The organism is Aeromonas dhakensis (genome assembly GCF_002285935.1).
Lineage (GTDB): Bacteria > Pseudomonadota > Gammaproteobacteria > Enterobacterales > Aeromonadaceae > Aeromonas > Aeromonas dhakensis.
On the sequence record NZ_CP023141.1, the window covers coordinates 4,040,347 to 4,056,109 of the forward strand.

The window sequence follows — 15,763 nt, forward strand, 5'->3', positions numbered from 1 at the left end:
CCACACGGAGCCGGTCAAACTGCATATAATGTGCCTGATTTGCATTTTGACAGAAGGAGTTCGCCATTGGATGCCGTCACCATCAACAGTTTCTTCCTCGTCGCGGCCTTGTTGGTGGGTGCCAGTGTCCTGTTGAGCGCGCTCTCCTCCCGTCTCGGTATCCCCATCCTGGTGATCTTCCTCGCCGTCGGCATGCTGGCCGGTGAGGACGGCCCCGGTGGCATCCACTTCGCCGACTACTCCATCGCCTACCTGGTGGGCAACCTGGCGCTCGCCATCATATTGCTGGACGGCGGCATGCGCACCCGGGTCTCCTCGTTTCGAGTCGCGCTCTGGCCCGCCCTGTCGCTGGCTACGGTCGGGGTGGCCATCACCACCGGCCTGACGGGCCTCGCCGCCGCCTGGCTGTTTGACCTCAACCTGCTGCAGGGGATGCTGATCGGCGCCATCGTCGGCTCCACCGATGCGGCGGCGGTCTTCTCCCTGCTCGGCGGGCGCAGCCTCAACGAGCGGGTCAGCGCCACCCTGGAGATAGAGTCAGGCAGCAACGATCCCATGGCGGTGTTTCTTACCGTCACCCTGATCGAGGTGCTGGCCACCGCTCAGCAGGGGCTGGATGGCGGCTTTCTGCTGCTGCAACTGCTCAAGCAGTTCGGGCTGGGAGCCGGCATCGGCCTTGGCGCCGGCTGGCTGCTGTGGAAACTCATCAACAGCGCCCGGCTGGCCCCCGGCCTCTACCCGCTGCTCACCGTCAGCGGCGGCCTGCTCATCTTCGCCCTCACCACGGCGGTAGGCGGCAGCGGCATCCTGGCCATCTACCTCACCGGCCTGTTGCTCGGCAACCTCTCCCTGCGCAGTCGCAGCACCACCTTGTCGGTGCTGGACGGCCTGACCTGGCTCAGCCAGATCGGCATGTTCCTGGTGCTGGGGCTGCTCGCCTCCCCCCACAAGTTGCTGCCCATCGCCCTGCCGGCGCTGGCGCTGGCCATGTGGATGATCCTGTTCGCCCGCCCCATCTCGGTCTGGATCGGCCTGCTGCCGTTCAAGAACTTCGCCCCCCGCGAGCGCTGGTTCATCTCCTGGGTCGGCCTGCGCGGCGCGGTGCCGATCATTCTGGCGGTGTTCCCCATGATGGCGGGGCTGCCCAATGCCCAGCTCTACTTCAATGTCGCCTTCTTCGTGGTGCTGGTCTCGCTGATCCTGCAGGGCAGCTCGCTGCCGCTGGCCTCCCGCCTCGCCCGGGTCGAAGTGCCGGCCCCCCCCTCGCCCATCAACCGCTCCGGGCTCGAGATCGATCTCGACAGCCAGTGGGAGACCTTCGTCTATCGCCTGAGCGACGAGAAGTGGTGCATCGGCTCGCCGCTGCGGGATCTGCGCATGCCCAAGGGCACCCGCATCTGTGCCCTGTTCCGCGAGCAGGAGCTGCTGCACCCCTCGGGCAGTACCTGTCTGCAATCCGACGACATCCTCTGCGTCATCGGCCACGAACGCGACCTGCCGGCCCTCGGCCAGCTGTTCAGCCAGGCACCGGAGCAGGATCTGGGCCCCCGCTTCTTCGGTGACTTCCTGCTGGAGGCGGCCGCCAAGCTGGTGGATCTGGCACCGCTGTACGGGCTGGATGTGAGCGAAGTGGCGGATCAGACCCTTGGCCATTTTATTGCACAGCAGTTGGGCGATAATCTGGTGGTCGGCGACCACGTCGAATGGCAGGGGCTGATCTGGACCGTTGCCGAAATGGAAGAGGGTGAACCCCGCAAGATAGGGGTGCGTTTTCTGGAAGAAGATCCGGTCTGATCGCCGTCTGCCTCGTCCTCTGCGAGAAGGGAGTTATCTATGCCTTACCAAACCCTGTTGTCCGGCCTGCAACCCCCTTCGCCCAACCTGGGGGTGATCGAGGGCTTCTTTGGCAAGGGCTGGAGCTGGGAAGCCCGCGCCCGCTACGCCCAGTGGCTGCCCCGCCACGGTTACGGCTTCTATCTCTATGCCCCGAAAGAGGATGGCTATCTGCGCAAGCACTGGGCCAAGCCCTGGCCTGCCGCCCAGCTCGAGGCGCTGCGCCAGCTCGCCCGCCAGTGCCGTGACAACGGCCTCGCCTTCGGGGTGGGGCTGAGCCCCATGGGCGCTCACCACGACTATGCCCGCCAGCGACCGGCCCTGCTGGAGAAGGTGCGGCTCATCGAGGAGGAGCTCAAGCCCGACATCCTGGCGATCCTGTTTGACGACATGAAGGGGGATACCCCGGATCTCGCCCACTGGCAGCTCACCATCACCCACGACATCGCGGCCCATACCGGTGCCGGCCGGCTGCTGTTCTGCCCCAGCTACTACAGCACGGATCCTGTACTGGAGAAGGTGTTCGGCGCCATGCCCCCCCACTATCTGCAGGATCTGGGGCAGGGGCTGGATCGGCGCATCGACATCTTCTGGACCGGCCCCAAGGTCTGCTCCAGCGAGTACCCGGCGGCCCACCTGCGCCAGGCGGCCGAGTGGCTGCACCGCAAGCCGTTTCTGTGGGACAACTACCCGGTCAACGACGGCAGCAAGGCCAGCAGCTTCCTGCACCTGCGCGCCTTCGAAAACCGCCCGGCGGAGTTGGCGGATCTCGTGAACGGCCATGCGGTCAACCCCATGAAACAGGCGGCGCTGTCGGCCCTGCCGCTGGCCACCCTGCCCATGAGCTACCGGCTCGGCAAGCAGTACGACCCGGACAAGGCGCTGCACGCCTCCCTCAACGCCACCTGCGGCCCGCAGATCTCCGCCATGATCCAGGCTGACCTGCCGCTGTTTCAGGACATAGGGCTGGCCCAGCTGACCCCTGAGCAGGTGACTCACCTCAAGGCTCGCTACCTGCCGTTTCGCGACCAATCCTGCGTCGACGAGATCCTGCGCTGGCTCGATGGCGAGTACGTGTTCGACCCGGACTGTCTCACCGACTGATCCCCACCCAGGCACATTGCCACAGGAGGCAGCATGGACGCGTCCCTGATTTACCAGAACCTGGCGGTGATCGCCGCCTTCCTGCTCATCTACAGCCTGATCGCCGGGCGTTTTGAATCCCGCCTCATCAACGGCCCCCTGCTGTTCTTGCTGATGGGCTGGTTGCTGGGGCCGGGCGGCATCGAGCTGCTCTCCCTCTCCATCGACAGCGACGGCATCAAACTGCTGGCGGAGCTGACCCTGGTCATAGTGCTGTTCAGCGATGCGGCCAACACCAACTGGCAGGTGCTGCTGGCCAACCGCAGCCTGCCCATCCGGCTGCTGCTGATCGGCCTGCCGCTCACCCTGGCGGCCGGCACCCTGTTCGGCCGCTGGGTCTACCCGGACCTGCCGCTGCTGGAGCTGGCCATCCTCTCCACCATACTCGCCCCCACCGATGCGGCGCTCGGCAAGGCGGTGGTGAGCAACCCGGCGGTGCCCGCCCCCATCCGCGAGGGGCTCAACCAGGAGAGCGGCCTCAACGACGGCATCTGCGTGCCCGTGCTGCTCCTGCTGCTCGCCCTCATCGCCCCCACCGAACAGCACAGTGGCACCGGCCTGCTGGCCATCACCCTGCTGCTGGAGGAGATCGGCATCGGCCTGCTGGTGGCCTGGGGGCTCACCACCTTCACCCTGCGCCTGCTCAAGACCTCCTACCTCAACGGCTGGCAGCTGCCGCTCTGGCGCCAGCTCACCATGCCGGGGCTGGCCCTGCTCTGCTTCGCGCTGGCCCAGACCCTGGGGGGCAGCGGCTTCATCGCCGCCTTCGTCGGCGGCCTGCTGATGGGCCGCAAACTGGGGGAGCACAAGCACGCCTACCTGGACAGCTGCGAGGGATACGGGGATCTGCTCTCTGTGGTGATCTGGATGGTGTTCGGCGCCACCCTGATGCCCATGCTGGCAGAGCTGCTGCACTGGCAATACTGGCTCTATGCCGCCGCCAGCCTCACCCTGCTGCGCATGGTGCCGGTCTGGCTGAGCCTGCTCGGCACCGGCCTCAAGCTTGAACTCAAGCTCTTCATCGGCTGGTTCGGGCCGCGGGGGCTGGCCAGCATCGTCTTTGCGGTGATGGTGCTGCAAAATGAGCCGGCCCTCCTCGGCCAGCGCCCCATCATCGCCACCGTGCTCTGCACCATCATACTGAGCGTCATCCTGCACGGTCTCACCGCCAATCCCTGGGTCGCCCGCTTCAAACCCCGTTGAGGGGCGCCGCCAACAAAAAGCCCCGGGCACTGCCCGGGGCTTCTCTTTCTGTCAGACGCAAGGCGTGCTCATCTCGGCCAGGGCCCCTCCCTAGGAGCTCGCGTCCTCGGCCTGCGGCCGATAGACCAGGATCCCCGGCTTGTTCTGCACATACTCCAGGAAGGGAGAGTCCACCACCTGCATCTTGCTCGAGAGGGAGGAGGCATTGCGCAGCACGGGGCCGTTCTCACCGCGGATAAAGATGCCGGTGTGAGTGACGTCGAGCCCGGCCAGATCGGTGTAGATGCCGATGTAGTCCCCCTCTTCCAGCAGACTCAGGGTGTTCTCGTCGATGCTGGCGGACGGAATGTAGGTGATGTCCCGCGCCGTCACCCCCAGCCCCGGAATGTAGTGGCCGCCGTCGGCCTTCTGGTTGAGCAGCTTGGCGGTGGTCACCGCGGCGCCGCCCACCAGATGAGTCACATCGCTCACCTTGTTGTCACCATGCACCCAGTCGGAGAAGAAGTGCTTTCTGGTCAGATAGTTGACCTCACCATTCACGTAACGAGTGTGCATCAGGTTCTCGATGAAGTGATGCACACTCGTTGCGCGACGCAGCGACTCGACGTAGTCCAGATAGGTGAAGCAATCGAGCCCGCCAAAATCCACCACCAGCTTCTCCTGCACCTCGTTCGACCCCACCAGCCGGTTGGCCACATAGGGATTGCCCAGAAACAGGCTGGAGAAGGTCTTGATCGTCTGACCCGGCGCCCCCTGCTGGCGGGCAAACAGCTCGATAAGTTGCGGCTCCTTGATGTTGTAGAAATCGAGGTTCCTCTCTTTGCCGGCAGCCGCCGCGCCGGCAAACAGGAGCAATGCAATACTGGTCAGCCTCATCATCCTTAAATTTCCTTGCTCGAAATGTTAATAAACGGACCCTGTGCACCCTCTCGCAGGGGCAAGAGAATGCCATTCGAGACTGACGGCATCCCGGCCGTTTGCAAACCGGATAAATGTAAGCAAATGTGGCCAACCGCCCGCCAGCATACGAAAAAGCCCCGCATGGCGGGGCTTCTCGGCAGTAACAGACCAGCTGGCAAGTGCGGTATCAACCCAGCGCCAGCCAGACCCCGACAAACAGCATGAGAGAGCCGGCGATCCGGTTCATCAGGGTGACGTTGCCGCTCTTGGCGAGGAAGTGGCGCAGGGTGCGACCGCCGCTCGCGTAGAGCAGCAGGCAGGAGAACTCGATGAGCAGGATCAGGGCCACCAGGGCGCTGATCTGGGGGGTCATCGGCTTGGCCGCATTGATGAAAGGGGGCAGCAGGGAGACCATGAAGGCCCACCCCTTGGGGTTGGCGATGGCGGTGACGAAGCCCTGCATGGCCAGCGCCAGTGGCCGCGTCTCCTGGGCCGCCGACAGATCCGCCGGGATCGCCAGCTTGCCCTTGGCCTGCCACATCTGGATGCCGAGCCAAATGAGATAGGCGCCGCCCACGTATTTGAAGGCGGCAAACAGCGCCGGGTAGTTGAGCATGACGGCCGCCACCCCGATCACCGACAGCACAGAGACCAGGCCGACCCCGATGAGCTCGCCCCACATCATGTGCAGGGTGCGTCGCACCCCCAGACTCATGCCGAGGGTCATCGCCAGGGTCATGCACATGCCGGGGGTCACGGAGACAAAAAAGAACGTGGGAATAAACAGCGCCAAAATGGCAGGATCGATCCAGTCGGACACACAACACCTCCATGGTAACAGACCGACGATCTTGCCTATCACACTCATTTAACACAAGAAAAAACCTTTTCAAATAGCCGGTTTTGCACCTTAAAAACCTGTGACAAGCTTTGTCGCGCCTGTGTAAGATGCCGCCTTGTTTCTCTTTTGGGTCAGGATCTTTCATGTCATTGAATAATCTCTCTATCCGTCTGCAAGTACTCATCCCTCTCCTGCTCGCCAGCCTGTTGATGATCCTGATGATCGGGATCGGCAAACAGGGCATCGACCGCGCCATCGACGACATGAACGAGACCACCGCCAGCGTGACCCGTCACAAGGACGACATCGCCACCCTGATCCACGCCACCTACCGGCTGCGCACCAACGCCATCTACGGCCTCTACGATCCCACCCGCTTTGCCCAGCTGCCCAGCGAGCTCTCCGCCGCGGAGCAGGAGATAGGTGCCATCCTGGCCAGACTGGCCATCGCCGGTGCCGAGCAGGACAACAGCCGGGTCGCGGCCGCCCTGCAGGCCTACCTCGGCCACACCCGCAGCAACATGCTGCCGCTGCTGGCCGCCAAGCACCAGGGCGGCGGCGATCCTGCCGCCTATGAGCAGGCCCGCCTGCGCTTTCGCGATCTGGGGGAAGATCTCATCAAGCAGATCGATGCCATGTCCGCCCACGTCAACCAGCTGATCCTGGCTGAAATTGCCGAGGAGCAGGCTCACTACCACGCCACCCTGCTGCGTACCCTGCTGCTGATGGCAGCCAGTCTGGCCGCCGCCCTGTTTGGCGGCTGGTGGCTCTCCGGCCGCATCGTGCGCCCCATCGGTCAGCTGCAGCAGGTGATGCGCGCGGTGGCCCAGGGCCGCTTCAACGTGCGCGCCGCCGCCAACGGCAACAACGAGCTGAGCCAGCTGGCCGCCGACATCAACCAGACCCTGACCCAGCTTGGCAGCACCATCAACACCCTGACCGGCATCAGCGGCAACGTGGCCTCCGCCGCCACCGAGCTCGCCGCCGTGATGACCCAGGCAGAGGTCAATGCCCAGCAGCAGCGCGGTGAGACTGAACAGGTGGCCTCCGCCGTCACCGAGCTGGCCAGCACCGCCGACAACGTCAACCACAACGCCGCCCTGGCCGACGAGCTGGCGCGCGATGCCAACCAGCGGGTCGAAGAGGGGCTGGCGCTGTTTGCCGAGAGCATCCAGGCCAACAGCCGCATGGCCAACAGTCTGGAGAGCGCCGCCTCCGTGGTGGCCAGCCTCAAGTCCCAGTCCGAGCAGATCGGCAAGGTGATCGAGGTCATCCAGGGGATTTCCGAGCAGACCAACCTGCTGGCCCTCAACGCCGCCATCGAGGCCGCCCGCGCCGGCGAAACCGGTCGCGGCTTTGCAGTGGTGGCCGACGAGGTGCGCATGCTGGCGGCCCGCACCCAGGACTCCACCAAGGAGATCCAGGCCATCATCGAGCAGCTGCAGAGCCAATCCCTCTCCGCCAACAGCGGCGTGCAGGATACCCTGGCCATCCTGGCCCACAACCAGCAGCTCTCCGGCCAGGTGCAGGATCTGCTGGGCGGCATCACGGAGGCGGTCAACCAGATCAACGGCGCCAACGCCCAGGTGGCTACCGCCGCCGAGGAGCAGTCCTGCGTCACCGCCGACATCAACCGCAACATCACCAACATCCACGAGATCGTGAACCAGAACGCGGCCGGTATCAGCCAGAGTGCCGCCGCCAGTCACGAACTGTCACAGCTCGCCGAGCAGCAGCGCAAGCAACTGTCCCAGTTCCAGCTCTGACGCCAACCCGCTGACCAGCAGAGAGGCCCCGCACGCGGGCCTCTCTGTTAATGACGCTGACGACTTGTTATTGTTTTAAACGCTATTTTTTATGATCAGGCTTCATTGGGGGCTGGGCTACCTCACCAAATGTGGGTATGGTAGAGGCACGTCACTCCCCCTCATGCGAGATCATCATGAAGCTGTCCTTCAAGAAACCGGCCTTCATCGGCCTCGGGCTCATCGCCCTCGTCACCGCCATCTGGCTCGACTACTACCTGCCGGAACACACCATCGCCACCATCACAGGGGTGGAGGTGAAACGCACCGACAAGGATGGCCCCATCAGCCAGAAGAACCCGGCCGATGGCCCCACCACCGACGTCTACTACATCTATACCGAGCGTCCCGGCGAGAAGATCCGCGTGTTCCGCAACGAAGACACCGAGTGGGGATGGCCCTTCTACTTCAAGTTCAACGCCGCCGACGTGCAGGCCAAGGCCAAGTCGATGGAGTTCGAAAAACGGCTGGCCATCATCACCTCCTACGGCTGGCGCATCAACATGTTCTCCATGTTCCCCAACGTCACCAAGATTGAGAGCACCGAGCCCGACGCCTCTACCTGGAGCTTCTTCCGCTGGTTCTGGTTCGGCATCTGGGCCCTGGTGATGGGCAAGGCTGCCATCGCCACCTGGCGCTACTTCGATCGTCTCGAGGACGAGATATGAGTGAGCCGAGCAAGACGCGCACCAGCTTCTATCGCCGGCTCTACGTGGCCTGGCTGATCAGCCAGGGCACGGATACGGTACCGGCCATCATGGAGGCGACCGGCATGCCGCGCCGCACCGCACAGGATACGCTCAGCGCCCTGGCCGAGCTGGACATCAGCTGCGGCTTCGAGCAGACCGAGGGGGCTCGCCATCTGCAGGGGCACTATCGCATCAGTGACTGGGGACCCATCAACCCGGCCTGGATAAAAGCCCAGCTGCCGGTCATCAAAGAGACGCTGGGTTACCCCTAAAAGTGACTGGGGGGCAATCCGAGCCAATCCACCAAATAGAAAGAGGGCCAGCCGACAAGGCTGGCCCTCTTTTTATCTCTGCCAAGGCCTAGGCCTTCTTTCTACTCGGGGAAAGGCTCCTCCGGCAGCGACTCCTGGCTCTCGCCCCGGGTGCAGTCGATGATGGAGCGTTTGGGGTTGTTGGGATCGCGCAGCAGCAAAGGGGCCAACCCCTCGTCGTGCTTCTGTTCGTCGGAAAACTCGCTGCCGTAGGCATTGTGGGTAAGCCGGCGCGCGTTGGCGATGGGGGTATCCACGAACAGGGCGTGCACCTCGAAGGTGGAGGCCGGAATGAGAAAACCACTGATGGGCAGGCCGTGCAGCTCCTGGCGGGTCTTGTACCAGGCGAAACCGTCCGCCACCTTGTAGGGGGTGTAGTGGTTGAGCTGTGGGTGCGCCGGCTTGCCGGTCTCGCTGTCGAGATAGAGATCATCCAGCTCGCAGGTCGCCAGCCCCTGCCACATCGACTCGAACGGCGTGGCACACCCCGTCAGTTGCAACCCGGCCAGCAGTGCCAGCCCTGTCTTCCACATCGCTTCGCCCCTTCTTGCAAGAGTGGAACTGCGTTCAGTCAAAGGCCCGCAGCCGCGTGACCAGCAGATTGATAAAACCGGCCCGATCCAGCCCCAGCAGCACCAGCGCATTGGCCGGCTTGCCGGTCAGACCGTAGCGATCCACCACCGTCATGCCGCTAGTATGGGTGCCGCCGGTCTCGATATCGACCCGGCACTCGACCCCGTGGAACAGCGCGGGGGCCAGCAACCAGGCAATGGTACAGGGGTCGTGCAGCGGCGCGCCAGCAAATCCCCACTTGGGATCCCGGTGGTAGATCATGAAAAAGTCGAGCAGCCCGGCCACGCACTGGGCCACCGGATTGGTGATGGCGCGTACCCGTTCGATATCCTCGTCCATCACCTGCGCCTCGTGGGTCACGTCCAGCCCGCACATGGTGATGGGGAGCCCCGACTTGAACACCATATCGGCCGCTTCCGGGTCCACATAAATGTTGAACTCCGCCGCCGGGGTCCAGTTACCGGCTCCCGCTGCGCCGCCCATCAGCACGACGCGGGCGATCTTGGATTTGAGCTCGGGGTGGGCCGCCAGCAGCAGGGCGATGTTGGTGAGCGGGCCGGTCGGCACCAGGGTCACGGGCTCAGGGCTCTCGCGCAGGCAGCTGGCCATCAGCTCGAGGGCGGTCATGGACACGGGGGCAAAGGCGGGATCCGGCAACTTGGGGCCATCGAGACCCGATTCGCCATGGACGTTGTCGGCGATGATAAGCTCGCGGGCCAGCGGCTTGGGAGCCCCCGCCGCCACAGGAATGTCGTCACGCCCCAGCAGGGTCAGGATGCGCAGGGCGTTGTTGAGGGTCTTGTCCGGCGTCTGGTTGCCGGCGCTGGTGGTGACCGCCAGCACCTTGAGCTCGGGGCTGGCCAGCGCCAGGATGAGGGCGATGGCATCATCGTGGCCGGGATCGCAATCGAGAATAACGGGCAACGCCATGGACAGGCTCCTTACAACATGACAGGGAGCCATACCTTAGCAAGCCGCGGCTGCATTAACTCTGGAAGGGGTCACAAAATGGCCCCTTCCCTGCGTTATCAAGCAGTTAGTCACAAGACGAGGGCCGCCCCTGCAGTTATTCGCCGTGCCCCGCCGGTTCGGGTATGATCCCCCTCCTTTTTCAGACCGTGCGCCCCATGTCCGCCATCATCGACACCTTCATCGCCCCGCCCTGTGCGGCCGCCATCGAGCTCCTGTTTGAGGATGAGCACCTGCTGCTCATCAACAAGCCGAGCGGCCTACTGAGCCTGTCGGGCAAGAACCCGCAGAACCTCGACTCGGTGCACCACCGGCTGGTGCAGGATTATCCCGGTTGCGCCCTGGTCCATCGCCTCGATTTTGGCACCTCGGGGATCATGCTGGTGGCCAGGAACAAGGCCATCAACGCCCTGCTCTGCCACCAGTTCAGCCAGCGCACCGTGAGCAAGGCTTACAGCGCCCTGCTGTGCGGCCACCTGGCCGAAGACGAAGGGGTGATCGACGCCCCCATCGCCAAGGATCCGGCGCTGTTTCCGCTGATGAGCATCTGCGCCGTCAGCGGCAAGCCCGCCCGCTCCCGCTATCAAGTGATTGAGCGGCTGGAGCAGCAGATTCAGGGACAAACCGTGCCGCTGACCTGGGTCAGACTGGTGCCGGAGACCGGCCGCACCCATCAGCTGCGTATCCACAGCCGGCAGCTGGGTCATCCCATTCTTGGTTGCGACCTCTATGGTGGCCTGCTGCCGCCCGGCTGCGAGCAGGCGCCGCGGCTGATGCTGCACGCCAGTGAGCTCGATTTTGTTCACCCGATCAGTGGCGAGCCGATGCAGATCCGCTGTGAGGCGCCCTTTGCGCTGGCGCTGGCGGCCATGACGGGGCAACAGGGGTAACGCAGAAAAGAGGGGAAAAGGAGAAGGGGAAAAGCGGTAAACGGCGGATAAAGATAGGGGCCGCGCTTTCGCAACGGCCCCCACCCCCCACTCGGTACTCTTTGTTACAAAGAGGGCTATCAGATCAGTTTGCGGGCAGCGCCCAGCACGATCTTGATGGCATCAGATTCGGTCTTCGCCATGGTCTCGGCGTTCGGGATCTCTTGCTGGGTACGGTTCACGATGACACCGGCCACCATGCCGGCACGCAGGCCCTGGCTGGAGCACATGGTCAGCAGCGTCGCGGACTCCATTTCGAAGTTCAGCACACCCATGGATTGCCACTCTTTCATGGAACCCTGGAAGCGTTGTACCACGCGGCCGGAGAAGGTGTCGTAGCGCTCCTGACCCGGGTAGAAGGTGTCAGAAGAGGCGGTAACGCCCACGTGCAGCTTGGAGCCCAGCTCCTTGGCTGTGTTGACCAGCGCAGTGGTGCAGTCGAAGTCGGCCACGGCCGGGAACTCCATCGGCGCGAAGTGCAGGCTGGCACCGTCGAGGCGCACGGAGCCGGTAGTGACGATCACGTCGCCCACGTTCAGGTGCGGCTGGATGGCGCCGGTGGTGCCGATGCGCAGGAAGGTACGGATGCCCAGCTGAGCCAGCTCTTCCACCGCGATGGAAGTGGACGGGCCGCCGATACCGGTGGAGCAGATGATCACGGCCTTGCCGTCCATCTCGCCGCGCCAGGTAGTGAATTCACGATGGCTGGCCAGGTGCACCGGGTTATCCAACAGCTCTGCGATGCGCTTCACGCGCTCGGGGTCACCGGGAACGATCGCCAGGGTGGCGCCTTGCAGATCCGCTTTTTTCAAACCCAAGTGAAATACATCAGACATAGTGGACTCCTGGTTGCTCCCCACCAGCATGGTCAGGGGCAAGTTAAGGTGATTCTTTATGGTACTTTCAAGCCTTCACTCCCCTCGTCGGGGAGGCGCCAACTATGGTCGAAAGCGCTTTCCAATTCCTTGAAGCATCTCACACTTCCTTGCATTGACAGCCACAAATTCGGCGCAAAACGTTTGCTAACTTGATGAATTAATTGAAAAACGTTTTTCTGTTCGCGAACAGGCTAGCGCGCTTGTCAATCCCTGTCGCGGCCCATGTTTCCGGTACGTGATCGAGTCCATAAAGTTGCAAAGCAGATACTATTGACCCCTTTTCATCCCCCCTGACGGTGCTATGTTGGCGCCCGTATACCACTTAATGGCTAATCATACGGAGTCCATCATGGCGACATTCAAGTTCTACATTCCCGCAATCAACCTGATGGGAGCAGGCTGCCTGCAAGAAGCGGCAGCCGATATCAAGGGTTATGGCCATCGCAAGGCGCTGATCGTCACCGACAAGATCCTCAACCAGATTGGCGTGGTCGCCAAGGTGGCCGGCCTGCTGGCAGAACATGGCATTGAAAGCGCAGTTTTCGACGAGACCAAACCCAACCCCACCATGACCAACGTGGAAGCGGGCCTGGCCATGCTCAAGGCCAATGGCTGCGACTGCGTCATCTCGCTGGGGGGCGGCTCGCCCCACGACTGCGCCAAGGGCATCGCCCTGGTGGCCGCCAACGGTGGCAGCATCAAGGATTACGAAGGGGTGGATCGCTCCGCCAAGCCGCAACTGCCGCTCATCGCCATCAACACCACCGCCGGCACCGCCTCCGAGATGACTCGCTTTTGCATCATCACCGACGAGGCCCGCCACGTGAAGATGGCCATCGTCGACAAGCACGTCACCCCGCTGATGTCGGTCAACGACCCCGAGCTGATGCTGGCCAAGCCGGCCGGCCTCACCGCCGCCACCGGCATGGATGCGCTGACCCACGCCATCGAGGCTTATGTCTCCACTATCGCCACTCCGGTGACCGATGCCAGCGCCATCATGGCCATCCAGCTCATCGCCAAACACCTGCGCACCGCGGTCAACCACGGCGACGATCTGCATGCCCGCGAACAGATGGCCTACGCCCAGTTCCTGGCCGGCATGGCCTTCAACAACGCAAGCCTGGGTTACGTGCACGCCATGGCCCACCAGCTGGGCGGCTTCTACGACCTGCCGCACGGGGTGTGCAACGCCGTGCTGCTGCCCCACGTGCAGGCCTACAACTCCCTGGTGTGCGCCGGTCGGCTGAAGGACGTGGCCCGTCACATGGGGGTGGACGTGAGCGCCATGACCGAGGAGCAAGGGGCCGCCGCCGCCATTGCCGCCATCCAGCAGCTGGCCCGCGACGTCAAGATCCCGGCCGGGCTGGAGCAGCTCGGCGTCAAGGCCGACGACTTCAACGTGCTGGCCGAGAACGCCCTGAAAGACGCCTGCGGCTTCACCAACCCGAAACAGGCGAGCCACGACGAGATCGTCGCCATCTTCCGCGCCGCCATGTAAGGGGGCGCAATGGGCAGAAAGGGTCGCATGGCGGCCCTTTTTATTGGCTGATGGATCAATGGCTTTTTACTTCCGTAGAGGGAGCCGGTATGATTTGCCGAGCTTAAAAAGACTTGAATGGATGATCTGAACTCGATATGCGGATGAAACACCTGATTGCCGCGGCCCTGACCGCCCTCACCCTGTCCGGTTGCAGCCTGGTCTATCGCATCGATATTCCTCAGGGCAACTATGTGGAACAAAAACAGGTCGACAAACTGCGCCAGGGCATGACCCGCGAGCAGGTCGAGTTCGTGCTGGGCTCCGCCATGCTGCGCGATGGCTTTGACCCGAACACCTGGTATTACCTCTATGAATTCCAGCCGGGGCGCGGCGAAAAAGAGCGCAAGGAGCTCACCCTGACCTTCGTCAACGACAGATTGGCCACGGTCACCGGCGACTTCCCGCTGCCAGCGGCCTTCCATACCCCGCTCTGATCCCATCCACAAAACCGGCCTCGCGCCGGTTTTGTTTTATTGCCGCCGGCCACCCATTACCCCCTTGCAGCGGGCAGCCCCTCGCCCAATACTGGCCTCGATTCAATCACACAGGGAGAGCAGCATGAGCCGGATCCTGATCGCCGGAGCCACTGGCCTCATCGGCCGCGAGCTGGTGCGGCAACTGCCCGCGGAGCATGAACTGACCCTGCTCTGCCGCAAGCCAGGAGAGCCGCAGCCCGCCCACCACTGGCTGCCGGTCAATTTCGATGAACTGATCGAAGTGAATCTGCCCGAGCCGGTGGATCTCGCCTTCTGCTGCCTTGGCACCACCCGCAAGGAGGCCGGCTCCGCCGAGGCCTTTCGCCGGGTCGATCTAGACTATGTGCTGGCCTTTGCCGAGCTGGCCCGCCGCCACGGCTGCCAGCGGCTGGTAGTGGTCTCGAGCCTGGGGGCCAACCCGCACTCCCCCGCCCTCTATCCCCGTACCAAGGGGGAGCTGGAGCAGGCCCTGCTGGCCCAGCCCTGGCAGCGGCTCGCCATCGTGCGCCCCGCCATGTTGCTGGGGGATCGCCAGCCGCCGCGCCGCTCTGAACAGTTTTTCCAGATCATCTACCCCTTGCTGAAACCGCTGCTGGTCGGCAGGTTGCGCCGCTGGCGCGCCATCGAGGCCGGCCAGGTGGCCCGCGCCATGATCGCCCTCTCCCGCCAGCCCGCCGGCTGCGAAGTGGTCGAGAACGAGCGGCTGCTCCAGCTGTAACGAAGCGCCCCGCTTGGCGGGATGACGGGATCAAAAAAGGCGCCAAGGCGCCTTTTTTAGATGCGGTGTCGTGCCAGAGGCACTCAGTCGGATTGTTTGCGGTTGGCATTGGGCCGGCCGCCGGTCACCACGTCGGCACGCCCCTCCTCCTTGGCCTTTTCCGCGCGCTTCTTGCGCATCTCCTTGGGATCGGCGATGAGCGGGCGGTAGATCTCGATGCGATCGCCATCTTGCAGCAACTCGGAACCCTTGACCGGTCGACTGTAGATGCCGAACTTGTTGACCGCCAGATCGATCTCGGGATGCTTGCTCATGATGCCGGACTGCTCGATGGCGGCCTGCACCGTCGTGGTCGGCGCCACCCGCAGCCGCAGCACTGTCTGTTGCTGAGGCAGGGCATAGACCACTTCGATATTGAGTTGATCAGGCACCGTACACCACCTTGGCGCGGTTGGAGAAGGCCAGCACCATGGAGCTCACCAGGTCGCGGAAGATCTGGCCAAACGCCAGCTCGATGAGTTTGGAGGTGAACTCGAAGTCGAGATCGAACTCCACCTTGCAGGCATCCACATCCAGCGGGGTGAAGGTCCACCAGCCCGCCAGCTTGCTGAAGGGCCCCTCTACCAGCTCCATCTTGATCTGCCGGTTGGCCTCGAGCAGGTTGCGGGTCGTAAAGGTCTTGGCAATCCCGGCCTTGGCCACATCGACCGAGGCCGTCATATAGTCATCGCCGGTTTCGTGGACACGGCTGCCGACACAACCGGGCAGGAACTCCGGATAGGCGTGAACATCATTGACCAGCCTGAACATCTGTTCTGCGCTGAACATCACCAGGGCACTGCGAGTAATACGGGGCATGGCTTTTCCTCATCCAATCGCCGCGATTTTATCACCATGTTTGCGCTTTTGGAGGTAAAACCTCGGTCAAACTGCTCATAAAGCCATCAGTTGA

17 protein-coding genes are annotated in these 15,763 nt (G+C 63.3%); 10 read left to right on the forward strand and 7 right to left on the reverse strand.

Annotated elements, in window-relative coordinates:
- The first annotated feature begins 66 nt into the window (after nt 1-66).
- The 3 genes from CK627_RS18725 to CK627_RS18735 are packed head-to-tail and all read left to right on the forward strand — an operon-like array spanning nt 67 to nt 4,179.
- Nucleotides 67-1,794, forward strand: coding sequence for a potassium/proton antiporter (locus CK627_RS18725; RefSeq protein ID WP_005298984.1), 1,728 nt, complete (start codon nt 67-69; stop codon nt 1,792-1,794).
- Nucleotides 1,795-1,833: 39 nt separating this feature from the next.
- A complete protein-coding gene (locus CK627_RS18730; protein WP_095593088.1) occupies nt 1,834-2,937 on the forward strand; it encodes a beta-N-acetylglucosaminidase domain-containing protein in 1,104 nt (367 codons plus the stop codon).
- 33 nt (nt 2,938-2,970) lie between these two features.
- Nucleotides 2,971-4,179 carry a cation:proton antiporter gene (locus CK627_RS18735; protein WP_095593089.1) on the forward strand — a complete coding sequence of 403 codons (1,209 nt, stop codon included), beginning with the start codon at nt 2,971-2,973 and terminating at the stop codon, nt 4,177-4,179.
- A 90-nt stretch (nt 4,180-4,269) separates the two neighbouring features.
- Here CK627_RS18735 and CK627_RS18740 read toward each other — a convergent pair whose 3' ends face one another.
- Together CK627_RS18740 and CK627_RS18745 are read right to left on the reverse strand one after the other, a co-directional pair.
- A complete protein-coding gene (locus CK627_RS18740) occupies nt 4,270-5,058 on the reverse strand; it encodes a DUF1460 domain-containing protein (RefSeq protein ID WP_005298979.1) in 789 nt (262 codons plus the stop codon).
- A gap of 208 nt (nt 5,059-5,266) precedes the next feature.
- A complete protein-coding gene (locus tag CK627_RS18745) occupies nt 5,267-5,899 on the reverse strand; it encodes a LysE family translocator (protein ID WP_010634529.1) in 633 nt (210 codons plus the stop codon).
- A gap of 164 nt (nt 5,900-6,063) precedes the next feature.
- Here CK627_RS18745 and CK627_RS18750 point away from each other — a divergent pair, with 164 nt between their 5' ends.
- The 3 genes from CK627_RS18750 to CK627_RS18760 all read left to right on the forward strand — a co-directional run bounded on the left by CK627_RS18750 (nt 6,064) and on the right by CK627_RS18760 (nt 8,686).
- Nucleotides 6,064-7,686 (forward strand): methyl-accepting chemotaxis protein, encoded by a 1,623-nt coding sequence (locus CK627_RS18750; RefSeq protein WP_095593090.1) that lies wholly within the window; start codon nt 6,064-6,066, stop codon nt 7,684-7,686.
- Between the two features lie 176 nt (nt 7,687-7,862).
- Nucleotides 7,863-8,393 (forward strand): DUF1523 family protein, encoded by a 531-nt coding sequence (locus CK627_RS18755; RefSeq protein WP_010634531.1) that lies wholly within the window; start codon nt 7,863-7,865, stop codon nt 8,391-8,393.
- Entirely contained in the window at nt 8,390-8,686 is a 297-nt protein-coding gene (locus CK627_RS18760; protein WP_005298972.1) for a winged helix-turn-helix domain-containing protein, read from the forward strand. Before CK627_RS18755 ends, CK627_RS18760 begins: the two co-directional genes overlap by 4 nt.
- Before the next feature lie 101 nt (nt 8,687-8,787).
- On the opposite strand, the gene CK627_RS18765 is transcribed toward CK627_RS18760, so the two are convergent.
- Nucleotides 8,788-9,258 (reverse strand): hypothetical protein, encoded by a 471-nt coding sequence (locus tag CK627_RS18765; protein WP_005298971.1) that lies wholly within the window; start codon nt 9,256-9,258, stop codon nt 8,788-8,790.
- A gap of 34 nt (nt 9,259-9,292) precedes the next feature.
- Complete coding sequence (rihA, locus tag CK627_RS18770) at nt 9,293-10,228, reverse strand: pyrimidine-specific ribonucleoside hydrolase RihA (RefSeq protein ID WP_095593091.1); 936 nt, start codon at nt 10,226-10,228, stop codon at nt 9,293-9,295.
- A 164-nt stretch (nt 10,229-10,392) separates the two neighbouring features.
- Here rihA and CK627_RS18775 point away from each other — a divergent pair, with 164 nt between their 5' ends.
- Complete coding sequence (locus CK627_RS18775) at nt 10,393-11,157, forward strand: RluA family pseudouridine synthase (RefSeq protein WP_167385383.1); 765 nt, start codon at nt 10,393-10,395, stop codon at nt 11,155-11,157.
- Nucleotides 11,158-11,276: 119 nt separating this feature from the next.
- Here the strand turns inward: CK627_RS18775 and udp are convergent, their stop codons facing one another.
- A complete protein-coding gene (gene udp, locus CK627_RS18780) occupies nt 11,277-12,032 on the reverse strand; it encodes a uridine phosphorylase (protein WP_005298967.1) in 756 nt (251 codons plus the stop codon).
- Nucleotides 12,033-12,423: 391 nt separating this feature from the next.
- On the opposite strand from udp, the gene yiaY reads away from it, so the two are divergent.
- The 3 genes from yiaY (at nt 12,424) to CK627_RS18795 (ending at nt 14,811) form a co-directional block, all read left to right on the forward strand.
- Nucleotides 12,424-13,575: an L-threonine dehydrogenase gene (yiaY, locus tag CK627_RS18785; RefSeq protein WP_095593092.1), complete on the forward strand. Its 1,152-nt coding sequence runs from the start codon at nt 12,424-12,426 to the stop codon at nt 13,573-13,575.
- Nucleotides 13,576-13,712: 137 nt separating this feature from the next.
- The gene (locus CK627_RS18790) at nt 13,713-14,051 is read left to right on the forward strand and encodes an outer membrane protein assembly factor BamE (protein WP_005298963.1); all 339 of its coding nucleotides are present in this window, start codon (nt 13,713-13,715) and stop codon (nt 14,049-14,051) included.
- A gap of 124 nt (nt 14,052-14,175) precedes the next feature.
- Nucleotides 14,176-14,811 carry an NAD(P)H-binding protein gene (locus CK627_RS18795; protein WP_095593093.1) on the forward strand — a complete coding sequence of 212 codons (636 nt, stop codon included), beginning with the start codon at nt 14,176-14,178 and terminating at the stop codon, nt 14,809-14,811.
- Between the two features lie 83 nt (nt 14,812-14,894).
- Here CK627_RS18795 and CK627_RS18800 read toward each other — a convergent pair whose 3' ends face one another.
- Together CK627_RS18800 and CK627_RS18805 are read right to left on the reverse strand one after the other, a co-directional pair.
- Nucleotides 14,895-15,242, reverse strand: coding sequence for an RnfH family protein (locus tag CK627_RS18800; protein WP_010634537.1), 348 nt, complete (start codon nt 15,240-15,242; stop codon nt 14,895-14,897).
- Nucleotides 15,235-15,669, reverse strand: a complete 435-nt coding sequence (locus CK627_RS18805) for an SRPBCC family protein (RefSeq protein WP_005298951.1) — start codon at nt 15,667-15,669, stop codon at nt 15,235-15,237. Before CK627_RS18805 ends, CK627_RS18800 begins: the two co-directional genes overlap by 8 nt.
- Nucleotides 15,670-15,763 lie beyond the last annotated feature (94 nt).

What these genes read in the sequence shown, in the direction of transcription:
- CK627_RS18730 (WP_095593088.1), top strand. Translation starts at nt 1,834, where the DNA reads ATGCCTTACCAAACCCTGTTGTCCGGCCTGCAACCCCCTTCGCCCAAC.
- CK627_RS18735 (WP_095593089.1), top strand. Translation starts at nt 2,971, where the DNA reads ATGGACGCGTCCCTGATTTACCAGAACCTGGCGGTGATCGCCGCCTTC.
- CK627_RS18740 (WP_005298979.1), bottom strand. Translation starts at nt 5,058, where the DNA reads ATGATGAGGCTGACCAGTATTGCATTGCTCCTGTTTGCCGGCGCGGCG.
- CK627_RS18750 (WP_095593090.1), top strand. Translation starts at nt 6,064, where the DNA reads ATGTCATTGAATAATCTCTCTATCCGTCTGCAAGTACTCATCCCTCTC.
- CK627_RS18755 (WP_010634531.1), top strand. Translation starts at nt 7,863, where the DNA reads ATGAAGCTGTCCTTCAAGAAACCGGCCTTCATCGGCCTCGGGCTCATC.
- CK627_RS18760 (WP_005298972.1), top strand. Translation starts at nt 8,390, where the DNA reads ATGAGTGAGCCGAGCAAGACGCGCACCAGCTTCTATCGCCGGCTCTAC.
- CK627_RS18765 (WP_005298971.1), bottom strand. Translation starts at nt 9,258, where the DNA reads ATGTGGAAGACAGGGCTGGCACTGCTGGCCGGGTTGCAACTGACGGGG.
- rihA (WP_095593091.1), bottom strand. Translation starts at nt 10,228, where the DNA reads ATGGCGTTGCCCGTTATTCTCGATTGCGATCCCGGCCACGATGATGCC.
- CK627_RS18775 (WP_167385383.1), top strand. Translation starts at nt 10,393, where the DNA reads ATGATCCCCCTCCTTTTTCAGACCGTGCGCCCCATGTCCGCCATCATC.
- udp (WP_005298967.1), bottom strand. Translation starts at nt 12,032, where the DNA reads ATGTCTGATGTATTTCACTTGGGTTTGAAAAAAGCGGATCTGCAAGGC.
- yiaY (WP_095593092.1), top strand. Translation starts at nt 12,424, where the DNA reads ATGGCGACATTCAAGTTCTACATTCCCGCAATCAACCTGATGGGAGCA.
- CK627_RS18790 (WP_005298963.1), top strand. Translation starts at nt 13,713, where the DNA reads ATGCGGATGAAACACCTGATTGCCGCGGCCCTGACCGCCCTCACCCTG.
- CK627_RS18795 (WP_095593093.1), top strand. Translation starts at nt 14,176, where the DNA reads ATGAGCCGGATCCTGATCGCCGGAGCCACTGGCCTCATCGGCCGCGAG.
- CK627_RS18805 (WP_005298951.1), bottom strand. Translation starts at nt 15,669, where the DNA reads ATGCCCCGTATTACTCGCAGTGCCCTGGTGATGTTCAGCGCAGAACAG.